11 protein-coding genes are annotated in these 14,689 nt (G+C 72.9%); 2 read left to right on the top strand and 9 right to left on the bottom strand.

What is annotated here, in order from left to right; translation table 11 throughout:
• Positions 1 to 68: 68 nt before the first annotated feature.
• The 3 genes from ACSURM_RS15885 to ACSURM_RS15895 are packed head-to-tail and all read right to left on the bottom strand — an operon-like array spanning position 69 to position 3,701.
• A complete protein-coding gene (locus ACSURM_RS15885) occupies positions 69 to 836 on the bottom strand; it encodes a hypothetical protein (RefSeq protein ID WP_436955699.1) in 768 nt (255 codons plus the stop codon).
• Positions 823 to 2,430, bottom strand: coding sequence for a substrate-binding domain-containing protein (locus ACSURM_RS15890; RefSeq protein ID WP_436955701.1), 1,608 nt, complete (start codon positions 2,428 to 2,430; stop codon positions 823 to 825). Before ACSURM_RS15890 ends, ACSURM_RS15885 begins: the two co-directional genes overlap by 14 nt.
• Positions 2,427 to 3,701, bottom strand: coding sequence for a hypothetical protein (locus ACSURM_RS15895; protein WP_436955703.1), 1,275 nt, complete (start codon positions 3,699 to 3,701; stop codon positions 2,427 to 2,429). Before ACSURM_RS15895 ends, ACSURM_RS15890 begins: the two co-directional genes overlap by 4 nt.
• Positions 3,702 to 3,901: 200 nt before the next feature.
• On the opposite strand from ACSURM_RS15895, the gene ACSURM_RS15900 reads away from it, so the two are divergent.
• Together ACSURM_RS15900 and ACSURM_RS15905 are read left to right on the top strand one after the other, a co-directional pair.
• On the top strand, positions 3,902 to 6,715 hold the full coding sequence (locus ACSURM_RS15900; RefSeq protein WP_436955705.1) for a BTAD domain-containing putative transcriptional regulator: 2,814 nt from the start codon (positions 3,902 to 3,904) through the stop codon (positions 6,713 to 6,715).
• 329 nt (positions 6,716 to 7,044) lie between these two features.
• A complete protein-coding gene (locus ACSURM_RS15905) occupies positions 7,045 to 8,451 on the top strand; it encodes a condensation domain-containing protein (RefSeq protein WP_436955707.1) in 1,407 nt (468 codons plus the stop codon).
• A gap of 1 nt (position 8,452) precedes the next feature.
• Here ACSURM_RS15905 and ACSURM_RS15910 read toward each other — a convergent pair whose 3' ends face one another.
• The 6 genes from ACSURM_RS15910 to ACSURM_RS15935 form a co-directional block, all read right to left on the bottom strand.
• Positions 8,453 to 8,881 carry an SRPBCC domain-containing protein gene (locus ACSURM_RS15910; RefSeq protein ID WP_436955708.1) on the bottom strand — a complete coding sequence of 143 codons (429 nt, stop codon included), beginning with the start codon at positions 8,879 to 8,881 and terminating at the stop codon, positions 8,453 to 8,455.
• Positions 8,882 to 8,990: 109 nt separating this feature from the next.
• The gene (gene ccsB, locus ACSURM_RS15915) at positions 8,991 to 10,073 is read right to left on the bottom strand and encodes a c-type cytochrome biogenesis protein CcsB (RefSeq protein WP_436955710.1); all 1,083 of its coding nucleotides are present in this window, start codon (positions 10,071 to 10,073) and stop codon (positions 8,991 to 8,993) included.
• The gene (gene resB, locus ACSURM_RS15920) at positions 10,070 to 11,782 is read right to left on the bottom strand and encodes a cytochrome c biogenesis protein ResB (protein ID WP_436955712.1); all 1,713 of its coding nucleotides are present in this window, start codon (positions 11,780 to 11,782) and stop codon (positions 10,070 to 10,072) included. Before resB ends, ccsB begins: the two co-directional genes overlap by 4 nt.
• Before the next feature lie 3 nt (positions 11,783 to 11,785).
• Positions 11,786 to 12,559, bottom strand: a complete 774-nt coding sequence (locus ACSURM_RS15925; protein WP_359048868.1) for a cytochrome c biogenesis CcdA family protein — start codon at positions 12,557 to 12,559, stop codon at positions 11,786 to 11,788.
• Position 12,560: 1 nt separating this feature from the next.
• Positions 12,561 to 13,151 carry a TlpA family protein disulfide reductase gene (locus tag ACSURM_RS15930; protein ID WP_359048870.1) on the bottom strand — a complete coding sequence of 197 codons (591 nt, stop codon included), beginning with the start codon at positions 13,149 to 13,151 and terminating at the stop codon, positions 12,561 to 12,563.
• Positions 13,152 to 13,249: 98 nt separating this feature from the next.
• Complete coding sequence (locus ACSURM_RS15935) at positions 13,250 to 14,530, bottom strand: hypothetical protein (protein ID WP_436955714.1); 1,281 nt, start codon at positions 14,528 to 14,530, stop codon at positions 13,250 to 13,252.
• Positions 14,531 to 14,689: the final 159 nt, after the last annotated feature.

Genomic DNA, 14,689 nt, shown 5'->3' on the forward strand with positions numbered 1-14,689 from the left:
GTGCCCCAGTATCGCCGACGTACCGCTTTGTCCCGGTGGCCACCCCCCGGTTCCGGCGTGCGGCCGGGTCAGCGGAAGACGGCGACCGGGTACTGGAGGACGACCTCGCGGGCGTCGGGGTCCCAGCTGGTCACCTTGCCCAGGCAGTGCGCCTGGAACTGGCCCTCGGGCAGTTCCTTGTCCGGGGTGAGCAGGCCGTCGCCGCGCAGCACGACCCTGAGGTGGGCGGTGGGGCCGCCGTCGGCGTAGGGAGCCCGCATCAGCAGGGTCTCGCCCCGGCTGTCGCCCGCCTCGAACCGGCCGGTGACCATGACGAACTCCCCTATCTCGCTGAGCGGCACCGCCGTGGCCGGCCCGGTGCGGGCCAGTTCGGCGAGGAGGGCGCGGTTGGGGACGACGGTCCCGGAGCCGGGCCGCAGCCGGACCTCCACCAGGGCGTCGCCCCGGCGCAGCACGGACAGCAGCAGGCCGATCACGGAGATGGGCTCGCTCTTCTCCACGTACTTGGCGACCACCTCGGTGGTGCTGCCGCCGGTCACCTTCAGCAGCAGGGAGACCAGCGGGATGACGGCGAGGCAGCCGGCGTTGCGGATGCGCCGCTCCTCGACCTCCTTGCGCAGGGCCGCCTTGTAGTTGCCCATCTTGAACAGGCCCATGACCGCGTCGTTGTCGAGGTACAGGGGCAGGTAGGCGGGGTCGGCGGCGGTCTTGCCGAGCCGGGCCAGTCCGCGCCGCAGCGCCCGCCCGGCCAGCGCGAGCAGGCCGGCGAGGGCCAGCAGCCACCAGGTCATCGGGCCCCACCAGGCGCTCCACCAGGTGCCGTCAAGAACAGCCACGGATCTCCTTGAACGCGGTGGACAGGGAGGAGGAGCGGGCGTCGACCAGGCGCCCGCCGGTCAGCTCGGCGGCCCGGCGCAGCCCGTCCGCGTCGGCGTCGCCGAAGCCGATGGGGTAGGTGCGCACGGCGCGGACGTCGGCGGGGCGGGAGCGGTGGCGGGCGGCGAAGGCGGCCGGGTCGATGCCCGCGTTGTTCTCGCCGTCGGTCATCAGCACGATGGACACCGGTCGGCCGGGGTCCGCGCGCAGGGCCCGTTCGGCGGTGCGGTAGCCGTGGTCCAGGGCGGACCAGACGGCGGTGGAGTCGTCGTAGCCGTCCTCGGCGACGAAGCCGGCCAGCGCCTTCAGGTCGGCGGGGCCGCGCACGGTGACCGTGCGCTCGGCCAGCGGGCGGCCGCCGAAGCGGACGACGGTCAGCCGCTCTCCTTGGTGGAAGCGGACGAACTTGGCGCGGGCGGAGCCGTCCGCGCCGCTGAGCGCGGCGAACGCGGCGCGCAGGGCGCGGGTGCGGGCGCCGCGCATGGAGGTGGAGAAGTCCAGCAGGAAGATGACCTGGTCGGCGCCGCGGCGGGCCGGGTCGCCGTAGTCGGCGAGGAGGCGGTCGAGGACGGCGGGGTCGTCCGGGTAGTAGAGGGCGTTGTCGAGGGGGGCGGTCAGCCGGGCGTCGCGGGGCACTTCGGTGCTGACCGGGCGGCGCAGGGTGCGGCGCATGATCTCGCGCTGGTGGGCGGGGGCGGTGAGCCAGTCCACGACCCGGTCGTAGGCGTCGCGGCGGCCGGGGTCGAGCAGGAGCAGCGGGTAGTCCGACAGGACCATGCCGTCGGCGGGGTGGACGATCGTCAGGGGTGCGGGGAGCCGGCCGGAGGCGTTCAGGGCGAGCAGTTCCGACTCGTAGGTGATCAGGGCGTTGGTGCGGCCGGGGCGGGTGGCGAAGGCGTCCAGCAGGGCGCGGGAGCCGGTGGCGGTGAGGGTCTGGCCGGAGCGGAAGCCGCGCAGCCGGTCGCAGCTGACGTCGGCGGGGCGCAGGGCGCGGCCGGTGCCGGCGGCGGCGGTGGCGACACCGACCAGGGCGGCGAGGCCGCTGTTGCTGCGCCGGGGGTCGGCCATGCCGAAGCGTACGGTGCCGGTTGCGGCGGCGTCGGCGATGTCGGCCCAGGACAGGCGTCTGCCGGGGGTCTGCGCGCCCAGGGCGCGGGCCGCGTCGGGGGTGAGGCCGACGACGACCGGGGAGCGCATGATGGAGGCGCGCTGCGCTCCGGTGGCGGGGGTGGCTCCGGCGGGGGCGTGCTTGGCCCGCAGGCGCAGGTAGCGGTCGGAGGAGAGCCAGGCCAGGTCGTAGGAGTGGCGGCCGGTGAGCAGGGTGTCGGAGGCGTCGTTGGTGGCGCGGTAGTCCAGGTCCAGGCGGACGCCGGTGTCCTCGCGGAGCCGGTCGAGCAGCGGCTTCATGTCGGTGAGTTCGTCGCTGGCCAGGACGCGCAGGGTGGTCTTGGAGCCGCCGTCGCCGGAGCAGGAGGAGAGCCCGCCGAGCACCACGGCCAGCACCAGGCACAGGCACAGCGGTCCGAGCGGCAGGGTGCGGGGGGCGGGCGTCATGGGGTCTCCCCGGGGGGTGCGGCGGGGGCGGCCGGGGGGCAGTCGCCGACGGTTTCGATCATGCGTTCCAGCAGGTCGAGGCGGGGCAGTACGGCCTTGGTGTCGTCGTCGGAGAGCACGGGGGCCTGGATGCCGCGCCCGGTCAGGAAGCGGGTCAGGGCGTCGCTGGTGGCGGAGCCGCCCTGGGCGTCGCGGACCCTGAAGCCGAGTTCCATGGCGCGCCGTTGCAGCGCCGGGTCCCTGGTGATCAGCTCGCCGAGGGCGTCGCCGCGCGGGGTGAGCGCGATCAGCTGGGGTTCGGTGACGAAGCGGGCCGAGGGGTAGAGCAGGACCCGTCCGGCGTCGACGTGCCCGGTGGCGGACCGGGTGGCGATCTGGTGGGTGAGGAACTGGTGCTCGTAGATGACGGCGATCGGGGAGATGCTCTTGCCCTCGGCGGAGACGTAGGTCTCGTTCTTCTCGGAGGACGGCATGCCCTGGTCGTTGAGGAGGAGCCGGATGCGTTCGGCGAAGCGGGTGGCCTCGGCGGGGGTCTGCGGGATGTCCTCGTGGTTCCAGACGTAGGAGACCAGGCCGAGATAGGTGCCGGCGGAGTTGGCCTGGCAGATGTCGGAGGTCTGGGCGAGGACCTTGTTGCCGTTGTGGATGCCGTGCCGGTCGGTGCCGAGGTCGTCCCAGCGGCGCCCGGCGGCGGACGCGCCGAGGAACTTCCGCATGTCCAGGGAGTAGTACATCGGCTTCGCCCCGGCCGGCACGCCCGGCAGCGGGGTGGCGATCCCGGCCTCGCGGAGGGTCTCGGCGTACTCCCGGTAGGTGCCGAGCACGATCGGGCTGACGAACGGCCGGTACGTGGTCGCCGGGTGGCCCTCGGCCGCGCGGCGGGAGGTGATCAGGTCGGCGGCGGGCTGTCCGGACGGGAAGACGATGTCGTAGCCGTCGTAGCGCTGGGTGGCGATGCCCCGGGAGCCCATGCGGGTGAGGTGGACGCGGTAGCCGTGCCGGACGAGCAGCCGCCGGACCTCGGGGTCCTCGAAGAAGTCGGCTTTGGAGGCCATCTTGGCCCGGATGGTGACGATCCGTTCGAACGGCAGCGCCGCGTGGCCCTGGACGAGGACGACGATGGCGCACAGCGCGGTGGCGGCGGCGACGGCGCGCGGGAGGAGTCTGCGGGCCAGGGAGCGGCGGGCGGGCGCGACCGCCGGGGCGCCGACCGTCAGGCGGTGCTCGGGGCCCGGCCGGGGCCGGTCGTCGTCGGATCTGTGAGTGTCCACCCGGTTCTCCTGCGTCGGCGGGGGCAGGATCGTGCACGGACGGGACGACGGCTCACGGAACGGCCGACCAACGCGTGTGGCAAGCGAGGTGAACGTCCGTCAGACAGTTGCGGAGGCCCTCGTTCACCCGGCCCGCGGCCGTCGGACGGATGGCGGGCGCGGGGGCCGTGTGCCTACGGTGGGGCAGGGGGAGGGACGCGATGGCGGTGGAGTTCGGCCTGCTGGGCGTGATCGAGGTGCGGCTGGGGGGCCGCACGGTGGACGTGGGGCACATGCGGCAGCGCTGTGTGCTGGCCGCGCTGCTCGTGGACGTGGGCCGGGCGGTCCCGGCGGACACGCTCGTCGACCGGGTGTGGGGCGACCGGCCGCCGCGGCGCACCAAGGACACGCTGTACGGCTATCTGTCCCGATTACGGCAGGCGCTGCGCCCGGCCCCGGAGGTGACCGTCGCCCGGCGCCCCGGCGGATACGTCCTGGACGCCGATCCGCTCTCGGTGGACCTGCACCTGTTCCGCGACCTGGTCCGGCGGGCCCGCACGGCCGGCGGCACCGAGGCGGAGGCGCTGACGCGGCGGGCGCTCGGGCTGTGGCGCGGGGAGCCGTTCGCCACCGTGGACGTCCCGTGGTTCGACGACCAGCGCCAGGCCCTGCTGCGCGAGCGGCTGGCGGCCGAGCTGGACCACATCGACCTCCGCCTGGCCGCCGGGGACCACGGCGGGCTGCTGTCCGAGCTGGCCGTGAAGGCCCGCGAACACCCGCTGGACGAGCGGCTGGCCGGTCAGCTGATGCTCGCCCTGTACCGGGCCGGCCGGCCCTCCGAAGCCCTCGCCCACTACCAGGAGCTGCGGCACCGGCTGGCCGAGGAGCTGGGCGCCGACCCGGGCCCGCGGCTGCTCGCCCTGCACCAGCGCGTCCTCGCCAACGACCCCGCGCTGTCCCCGCCCGAGCCGGCCCCGTCCGAGTCGGCCCCGTCCGAGTCGGCCCGGCCCGCCGAGGCCCGGCCCACCACGCCCCGGCAACTGCTGGCCCCGCCGCCGTACTTCGTGGGCCGGGACGCCGAACTCGCCGTCCTGGACAAGGCCCTGGCCGCCCAGGCCGGGCCGCGCGCCACCCTGCCGGTGACGGTGGTCTGCGGCATCGGCGGGGTCGGCAAGACCTCCCTCGCGCTGCACTGGGCGCACCGCCGGCAGGACCACTTCCCCGACGGGCAGCTCTTCGTCGACCTGCACGGTTTCACCCCGTCGGGGGAGCCGGCCGACCCCCGGGTGGTGATCCGCGGCTTCCTCGACGCGCTCGGCGTCGAGCCCGGGCGGATCCCGGCGGCCTTCGACGCCCAGGCCGCGCTGTACCGCAGTCTGCTGGCCGGCCGGCGGGTGCTCGTCGTCCTGGACAACGCCCGGGACTCGGCGCAGGTGCTGCCGCTGCTGCCGGGCACCCCCGGCTGCGCGGTGCTGGTCACCAGCCGGGACCAGCTGACCGGGCTGACCGCCGCGCACCAGGTCACCCATCTGACCGTCGACGCCTTCGACCCCGCCACGGCGCGCGAGCTGCTGGCCGGCCGGCTGGGCGCGGAACGCGTGGCGGCGGAGCCCGAGGCCGCCGCCGAACTGGTCGGCCAGTGCGCCGGGCTGCCGCTCGCCCTGAGCGTGCTGGCCGGGCGCGTCACCACCAACCCGGTCGCCACCCTGACCGCCCTGAGCGAGGAACTGCGCGACAGCAGCCGCCTGGACGCGCTGAGCACCGGCGAGGACGCCACCGACGTACGGACCGTGCTCGCCGCGTCGTACCGGGCGCTCGACACCGGTACCGCCCGGGTCTTCCGGCAGCTCGTGCAGGCGCCCGGCCCCGACATCGGCGTGTCCGCGGCCGGCAGCCTCACCGGGCTGGGGCCGGCGGGGGCGCTCCGGGCGCTGCACCGGCTGCGCACCCGCCACCTGCTCCAGGAGCACGCGCCCGGCCGGTTCGCCGGCCACGACCTGCTGCGCGCCTACGCGCTGGAGGCCGCCGCCGGGGAGGAGACGGAGGCGCGGGCCGCCCGGCTGAGGGTCCTGGACCACTATCTGCGCACCGCCTGGTCGGCGGACCGGCTGCTGCTTCCGCACCGGGACCCGATCCGGCTGCCGCCGGCGGCCGACGGCGTACGGCCCGAGGAGATCACCACGCACGATGGGGCCATGGCGTGGTTCGCCCGGGAGCAGCAGGCGCTGGTCGCCGCCGTGCACCTGGCCGCGCGGCACGGTCACGACACCCACGCCTGGCAGCTGGCCTGGGCCGTCACCACCTTCCTGACCCGGCGCGGCCGGTGGAGCGACGCCGCCGCCGTGCACGCCACGGCGCTGCGGGCCGCGACCCGGCTCGGCGATCCGGTCGCGCGGGGCGAGTCGTACCGGGTGCTGGCGCTGGAGCGCGTCGAGGCGGGCGACCACGCCTCGGCGCGGCACCGGCTGGACCAGGCGCTGGCGCTGGCCGAGGGCAGCGGCCACGCCCTGTCCGAGGCGCACACCCGGCTGACCCTGGGCTGGCTGTACGAGCACATGGGCGACCGTGCGGCGGCGCTGCGCCAGGACGAGCTGGCCGTCGCCCTCTTCACCCGGCTCGGCCACCGGACCGGGCTGGCCCGCGCCCTGAACGCGGTGGCGTGGGACCACGTGCAGGCCGGCGACCACCGGCAGGCCGTGGCCCGCTGCGAGCAGGCCCTGGCCCTCCAGGACGAACTGGGCGACCTGCGCGGCCAGTCCGACACCCTGGACACCCTCGGCTACGCCTACCAGCAGCTCGGCGAGCACGCCCAGGCCCTGCTGTGCCACGAGCGGTGCCTGGAACTGAACCGCGCCCTGGGGCACCGCTTCAACGAGGCGGAGGCCCTGGTCCACCTGGGCGAGGCGCACCAGGCCCTGGGCGACCGGGAGGCCGCCCGCCGCTGCTACGAACAGGCCCTCGACGTCTTCCGGGACATGGAGGTCAACCCCGCCCGCGTGACCCAGACCCGCGCCCTGCTCGACGCCCTCGGCTGAGGCCCCGGTACGGGGAGGCGTTCCTCCCCGTACCGCCCCCCGTGGGCGTCCCCCGTGGACCGTTCGCCGGCCGACGGCCGGGACCACGTCACCCACTCTCGCCGACCGTCCTGGGACGAACCTTGCGGGAAACCTTGAACGCGCAGGTCACAGCGGGTGGAAACGGGCCGGCGGCCCGCGCCGGGTGGTCACCGACCGTTAATCACTTCCGCGTTCGGCCCGCCACCCGTTCCGTTGAAATGGACCCAACGGGCATGTCCCGGCCGCGTCCCACGGCATTGCCTTGGAGGGGGCCCGCATCCGGGGGCCCCTTCTTCGATGGGAGACGCGTGCGAATCACTGACATCCAGCGCTGCGGGGTACGGCCGGGACGGCTCGTCGAGTGGACGCTGAGCCCGGCGACCGTCGCGGCGGCGGCGGCACTCCCCGAGGACTCCCGGCCACCCGCCTACAACCAGGAGCGGCACATCCGGACGGCCCGGTCCCTGAGGGAGGACGGGCTGTTCGTGCCGACCTGGCTCGGCACCGCCTTCGACCTGCCCGGCCCGGTCGACCTCGACGCGCTGGAGCGGGCCCTGCACACCTGGACCGTCCGGCACGAGACGCTGCGCAGCGGCTTCCGCTGGGCCGGTGACGAGCTGCGCCGGTTCACCCTGGACGCGGCCGACGTGTCCCTGCACCGGCGGGAGGCGGGCCACTTCGCCGACGCCGACGCCCTCGTCCAGCACCTCCAGGACCGCTTCGACACGATCGCGGACGCGCTGCGCTGGCCGAACCTCGTGTACGCGGCGGTCGTCCGGGACGACGGCGCGAGCGTGTACCTGGCCTTCGACCACAGCAACGTCGACGCCTACTCGGTGCAGCGGATGCCCGCCGAGATCCACGACCTGTACACGGGCGGCACGGGCGCGGCCGGGTCCGGGGCGGGTCCGGCGGCGGCCAGTTACGTCGACTTCTGCGAGATCGAGCGGTCGCGCGCCGACGGCGTGGACGGACGGCACGCGGTCGTGGAGCGGTGGCGGGAGTTCATCCGCCGCTGCGACGGCACCCTGCCGGGCTTCCCGGTCGACCTGGGCCTCGCGCCGGGTGATCCGCTGCCCCGGCAGCGGATGCTGGCCGAGCCGCTGGCCGACGCGGACACGGCCGCCGCGTTCGAGGCGTACTGCCGGCCCTACGGCGGCAGCATGACCGGGCTGCTGGCCGCGACCGGGCTGATCGTGCACGAACTCGGCGGACAGCCGGTGTACCGGACGGTGGTGCCCTTCCACACCCGGACCGGATCCCGCTGGAACGAGTCGGTGGGCTGGTACGTGGGCGGCGCCCCCATCGAGGTGCCCGTCGGCAGCATCCGCGGCTTCCCGGAGGCCCTGCGGGCGGTACGGGCGGAGCTGCGGGCCAACCGGGCGCTGGCCCGGATGCCGCTGGCCCGGGTGCTGCGCCTGCTCGGCGCCGACTTCCCGCTGATCTCCCCCGACCCGTGCTCGATCGTCTCCTACGTCGACACCCGCGACCTGCCGGGCGCGCGGCGGTGGGCCGAGCTGAAGGCGTACGGGCTGCTGCGGGTGTCGTACGGCGACCAGGTGTGCGTGTGGGTCAACCGGCTGCCCGAGGGGCTGTGGCTGGCGAGCCGGTACCCGGACACGGACGTGGCGGCGAAGAACATGCGGCTGTACGCGGAGCGGCTGCGGGACCGGATCGTCTCGGTGGCCGACGGCAGCCTGTCCGCGGTGTCGTAGGTCACCGGGGGTCCGCGCCGGGCCGGGGCCGGCCCCCTCCCTGGAGTTCGATCAGCCGTTCGAGCCGGTCCCGCCAGCGCTGTTCCGTCTCCTCCTCGCCCTGGAACTCGTGGGTGAAGCGGAGCGCGCTGCCGTCCTCCCCCTCGCGTTCCAGGTGGAACCGGATCCGGCCACCGCCCTCGACGGTGTACTCCGCGACCCGGTCCACGTCCCACGCGGTGACGTGCCCGCTGCCCAGTCCGCCCAGGGTGACCGCGCCGCCGAGCCGGGGTTCGAGCACCTCGGCGGGGGTCCACCAGGCGGCCAGCCCCTCGGGCGTGGACACCGCGGGCCAGACCTCCTCCATGCGGCGCGGGAGCCGCACGACGAAGTGCAGGATGTGCGTGTTCCCGTGGGTCTGGCTGGAACCCAGCGCGATGGCACCGCTCATGTCTCCAGCGTGCCCCCGGCCCCGGGTTCACGCACGCCTGCCCAAAACGGCGGAAGGCCGGTCCCCGTGGCCCGCGCCACGGGAACCGGCCTCGCGGCCGACCGAAGGCTCACACGCCCGCGTAGGAGTGCTTGCCGGAGACGAAGATGTTGACGCCGTAGTAGTTGAACAGCCAGCAGCCGAACGCGATCAGCGCCAGGTAGGCGGCCTTGCGGCCCTTCCAGCCGGCCGTGGCCCGCGCGTGCAGGTAGCAGGCGTAGGCGATCCAGGTGATGAAGGACCACGTCTCCTTCGGGTCCCAGTTCCAGTACCGGCCCCAGGCGTCGCCCGCCCAGATCGCGCCCGCGATGATCGTGAACGTCCACAGCGGGAAGACGGCCGCGTTGATCCGGTAGGCGAACTTGTCCAGGGAGGCGGAGGCGGGCAGCCGCTCCAGCACCGAGCGGGCGAACCCGCCGGGCTTGCCGCCGGCCTGGAGCTTGTTCTCGTACGAGTCCTTGAACAGGTACAGGATCGTGGCGACCGCGCCGACGTAGAACACCGCGCCGCAGAAGATCGCGGTGGAGACATGGATGTACAGCCAGTACGAGTGCAGGGCCGGCACCAGCTGGTCGCTGGCCGTGTACAGCACGGTGACCGCGAGGCCCAGGTCGAGCAGGACCGTGGTGATGAGGAACAGCCCGAGCCAGCGCACGTTCTTCTTCAGCGCCAGCAGCGCCAGGTACACGCCGACGGCCACCGTGGAGAAGGTGATGTTGAACTCGTACATGTTGCCCCACGGCGCCCGCTCCACGGACGCCGCGCGGGCGATGACACCGGCCAGCTCCACCAGGAAGGCGAGCACGGTCAGCGAGATGGCGATCCGGCCGTACAGGTCGCCCTGCGCGTCGCCGCCGTGCGCGCCGGGCCCGTCCGGCACGTCCCGCGCGCCGGCGGCCGAGCGGACGACGACCTTCGGCCGCTCCAGCACCGCGGTGCCGCCGCCCTTGCGGACCGCGACGGCGGGGCCGGCCGCCGCCCGCGCGCCGTCGGCGGTGAGCGCGGCGGCCGTCCGGGCGACCTTGCTGCGGCTGCCGAACAGCCACTCGGCGATGTAGGCGAAGAAAGCCAGGGTGTAGACGGCCATCGACGAGTAGATCAGCGTGTTGCTGACGCTCGCGAGATGTTCGTTGGTCGCGGCGGCGAGAGTCACTTCTCAGCCCCTTCGGCAGGTACGACGTGGCGGTCTGGTGTGGGTGCGGAGGGTTCGTCGCCGGGGTCCGGCGCGCCCGGCGCCCGGTCGTAGAGGTGTCCGGCGAGCTCGCCCAGTTCCTCGGGCACCTTCGCCGACTCGCTGCGGCCGAGGCCGGCCATCTCGACCACCGTGACACCGTCGTCGCCGCGCACCGCCCGCACCCACACGCGGCGGCGCTGGATGAACAGGGACCCGGCCAGACCGAAGATCGCGGCGACGGCGCCGCCGAGCGCCCAGCCGCCGCCCGGCTCCTGCACGATCTGGAAGCCGGCCCATTCCTTGACGTCCTTCTCGAAGGTGACGGTACCGGCGCCGTTCGGCAGCTTCATGGACTCGCCGGGCTTGAGGTTGACCCTCAGCTGCGCGCCCTTGGCGTCCTTGTAGTCCTTCATGTGGGTCTTGTCGAGCTGGTACACGCTCTGCGGCAGGCCCGAGTCGACGCCCAGGTCACCGTGGTACGGCTCCAGGTTCAGCACCGGGTTCAGCAGCGCGGGGAAGGCCGAGGCGATCTCCATGCCGGCCCCGCCGTAGGTCGGCAGGAAGAACGCCTTGATGCCGAGCTGTTCCTTCTTGCCCTTGGCGTCGCGGTAGCCGTCCATGACCTTGACGACGCCCTGGGAGGTGACGTTGCCGTCGAGCGGCAGCAGCGGCACGGCGTCGCGGTAGACCACCTCGCCCTTGCCGTCCCGGACGGTGATCACGGGGGCATAGCCGTGGCTGACCAGGTAGACCTTGGAGCCGTCGATCTCCAGCGGCTCGTTGACCTTGACGGTGGTCTCGGTCTCCTTGCCGTAGGCGCCCTCGCTGTAGCGGATCTTCGCCTGGAAGGTGCGCGGGGTGCCCCGGTTGGGACCGGTCAGCTCGTAGGTGCCCTTGAAGTCCTCCAGGTCGAAGCTGAACGGGACCAGGTCGTCCGGCTCGAAGAGGCTGCCGGACTTGAAGTCGTCGTACATCGGCAGCGCGTTGGAGAAGCCGTCGCCCTCCACCATCAGCTTGGTGCCGTCCGACTTGAACAGCTGGCCGGAGGCGAAGGCGATCAGCAGCACGATCAGGGCGATGTGGAAGACCAGGTTGCCCAGCTCGCGCAGGTAGCCCTTCTCGGCGGCGACGGCGTCACCGACGGCGTGGGCGCGGAAGCGGCGCCTCTTCAGCAGGCCGAGCGCGGCGGCGCGGACCTGTTCGGGGTCCGCGGTGGTGGTCCAGGTGGTGTAGGCGGGCAGCCGGTCCAGCCGTTTGGGGGCGCCCGGCGGCCGGCCGCGCAGCTGGCCGACGAACTGCCAGGTGCGGGGGATGATGCAGCCGATGAGGGAGACGAACAGCAGGATGTAGATCGCGGAGAACCACACCGAGCTGTACACGTGGAACAGGCCGAGCTTGTCGTAGAGCGGCGCCAGCGTCTTGTGCGCGGCGCGGAAGTCCTCGACCTTGGTGGCGTCCGCGCCGGTCTGTGGGATCAGCGAGCCGGGAATCGCGCCGAGCGAGAGCAGCAGGAGCAGCAGCAGCGCGACCCGCATCGAGGTCAGCTGCCGCCAGAACCAGCGGGCCCAGCCGATGACACCGAGGCCCGGCAGGCTCACCGCCTCCTCCTGCGGGGCGGTGGAGAGCCGGGAGCCGGCCGCGCCCAGTTCCTCCCGGTCCCGGTCGGTGCCGGTGTCGGTCTTGCTCATCGGTCAGATCCCCACATCGAAGCCGTTGGTCCAGGTCTGCATCTGCTGCACCAGCTCGCCCCAGGCGCCGGTGAGCAGCAGCACACCGGTCACGATCATCATCGAGCCGCCGATGCGCGTCACCCAGACATAGTGACGCTTGACCCAGGCGAAGGCGCCGAGCGCCTTGCGGAAGGCGATGGCGGTGACGACGAACGGGAGGCCGAGGCCGAGGCAGTAGACCACCATCAGCAGGGAGCCGCGTGCGGCGCTCGACTCGTGGAGGGAGAGGAAGTTCACCGAAGAAAGCGTCGGGCCCATGCAGGGCGTCCAGCCGACGCCGAAGAGCGCGCCGAGCACCGGCGCCCCGGCCAGACCGCCCGTCGGCCGCTTGTGGAAGCGGAACTCGCGCATGGCGAACCAGGGCGTCAGGCCCATGAAGAACACACCCATGACGATCATGAGCGCACCGAGCACCTTGGACAGGACGCTCTGGTAGCTCAGCAGGTTGGAGCCGAAGTAGCCGAACAGGGCCCCGCTGGAGACGAACACGGCGCTGAAGCCGAGCACGAACAGGGAGGCGCCGGCCACCATCCGGCCCCGTCTGGCCTCGGCCAGGTCGGTGCCCGCGACGCCGGTCACATAGGAGAGGTAGCCGGGGACCAGCGGCAGGACACAGGGCGAGAAGAACGACACGAGACCGGCGAACAGGGCGATCGGCAGGGCGACCAGCAGGGCGCCGTGCAGGACCGTCTGGTTCCGGCCGGTCTCCGCGGCCAGCGTCAGCAGTGCGCTCACGTCACTTCTCCGCGAGGACCGGCTTGATCATCTCCACCAGGCCGGTGTCGTCGAGCGCCTCCAGGGCCCGCGCGGCGACCTTCCCGTGCCGGTCGATGACGAGCGTGGAGGGGACGATCTGCGGGTTGAGCGTGCCCTTCTTGAAGCGCAGCATCAGCTTGCCCGTGGGGTCGTACAGGCTCGGGTACTCGACGCCGTGCTCCTTCTCGAAGTTCACGGCCGGGGTGGTGCTGGTGTCGCGGGTGTTGATGCCGACGAACTGCACGCCCTTGTCCGCGTAGTCCTTGGAGACCTTGGCGAAGTACTTCGCCTCGTTGCGGCACGGGCCGCACCACGAGCCCCAGACGTTGATGACGACGACCTTGCCCTTGTAGTCGGCGACGTCCAGGGTCTTGCCGTCGATGGTCTTGCCGGACAGGTCCGGAGCCGTGGCGCGCTTGCCCGCCGCGACGGTGTCGATGCCGTTCTTGCCGGTGATGAAGTGGGTGTCGCCACCGCCACCGGAGATACCGCCCTTGCCACACGCGGACAGGGCCAGGGCCGCTGCGGCGGCCGCGGCGGTGAGCAGGACGGCGCGGCTACGGGTACTCATGTGAAAAGTTTCGCATGACCGTCCCGGGGATTTCGCGCACCCCCCTGCCGGGCGGAAAACCGCATTTCAGGGCGTATTTACACGGGACATTACGGGCATCAGGCGGCGTTGGAGGCGGCGCCCTTGGTCTCCCGCAGGAACTCCTTCCAGCCCCCGGCGGGCCGCTGCCCGACCCCGAGCGTGCGCAGCTTGGCGAGCACCTCGGGCTTCTGCACGTCGATCCAGTCCACGAACTGCCGGAAGGAGACCAGCCGCACGTCGGCCCCCTTCTCCTTCTCGCGCGCGATGTGCTTGAAGGCCTCCTCGACGGAGTCCATGTAGATGCCGCCGTTCCACTGCTCGAAGTGGTTGCCGATGAAGAACGGCGCCCGGTTCGTCTCGTACGCCCGCCGGAACCCCTGGATGTACGCCTGGGCGGACTGCTTGCGCCAGCCCGGGTAGTTGTGCGCGGGCGCCTTGGTGGAGTTGACCGACTGGTTGGCGAGCATGTTGTAGTCCATGGACAGGACCTCGAACGCACGACCGGGGAAAGGTATCTGCTGAAGGGGCAGGTCCCACAGGCCCTGGCGCTTGACCGGCCACACCTGACGGCCGCCCGGGGAGGAGGCGTCGTAGCGCCAGCCCAGCTCGCGGGCGGTGGGCAGCAGGTTGTCCTGGCCGAGCAGGCAGGGCGTACGGCCGCCGACCAGCTCCTTGTCGTAGTCGAACGGCAGCGACGGCAGATCGGTCCAGCCGGTGTTGGTGCGCCACTCCTTCACGAACGCCTTGGCCTGCCGGATCTCGCTGCCCCACTGCTGCGGGGTCCAGTGCGCGACCGTGCCGCCGCCCGCGCAGAAGTGCCCGTTGAAGTGGGTGCCGATCTCGTGCCCCTCCAGCCAGGCCCGGCGCACGTTGGCCAGCGTGGCCTTGATGTGCTCGTCCGTGAGGTAGCCGATGTCGGAGGCACCGCGCGGGTTGTTCGGGGGCTCGTACATCCGCTTCTTCGACTCGGGCAGCAGGTACAGCCCCGAGAGGAAGAAGGTCATGGACGCGCCGTGCTCCTTGGCGAGGTCCAGGAAGCGCGGGAAGAGGCCGTTGCCGACCTCTCCGGCGCCGTCCCAGGAGAAGACGACGAACTGCGGCGGGGTCTGCCCCGGCTCCAGCGGCTCGGGCTTGGCCGGCTGGTGCGGCTGGCTGCCGGTGAAGGAGGTGGAGCCGTCCCCGATGGGCCGCGCCGGACGCGCCTCGCCCCTGCTGCCCTGGGTCCTGGAACCGCCCGGCCGCCCGGCGTCGTCCGAGGACGTGGAGCCGCCGCACCCGGCGAGCGACACGGCGGCGGCCGCGCCCGCGCCGAGGCCGAGTGCTCCCCGCCGGGAAAGGGTCCGGGAGATGGTGCGCATGGGAAATCCCCGATCGTCACTGCCTGCTGGTCACCCAGTCAGAGGACAGGAAGATCGGGGAGGTTCCGCTACTTCATCTGCTTTTCACAATAATGTGCGCAGCAGTGCGCTAAGCCACGCCAAACGGACGCTCTGTGACCGTCGGCGCCCGTCCGGCCG

The sequence above is a fragment of the Streptomyces sp. SudanB182_2057 genome (assembly GCF_964272715.1).
GTDB lineage: Bacteria > Actinomycetota > Actinomycetes > Streptomycetales > Streptomycetaceae > Streptomyces > Streptomyces rubradiris.

Bases quoted from the DNA above. Each gene is read 5' to 3' on its own strand.
- ACSURM_RS15890 (WP_436955701.1), bottom strand. From the start codon at position 2,430: ATGACGCCCGCCCCCCGCACCCTGCCGCTCGGACCGCTGTGCCTGTGC.
- ACSURM_RS15900 (WP_436955705.1), top strand. From the start codon at position 3,902: ATGGCGGTGGAGTTCGGCCTGCTGGGCGTGATCGAGGTGCGGCTGGGG.
- ACSURM_RS15910 (WP_436955708.1), bottom strand. From the start codon at position 8,881: ATGAGCGGTGCCATCGCGCTGGGTTCCAGCCAGACCCACGGGAACACG.
- resB (WP_436955712.1), bottom strand. From the start codon at position 11,782: ATGAGCAAGACCGACACCGGCACCGACCGGGACCGGGAGGAACTGGGC.
- ACSURM_RS15930 (WP_359048870.1), bottom strand. From the start codon at position 13,151: ATGAGTACCCGTAGCCGCGCCGTCCTGCTCACCGCCGCGGCCGCCGCA.
- ACSURM_RS15935 (WP_436955714.1), bottom strand. From the start codon at position 14,530: ATGCGCACCATCTCCCGGACCCTTTCCCGGCGGGGAGCACTCGGCCTC.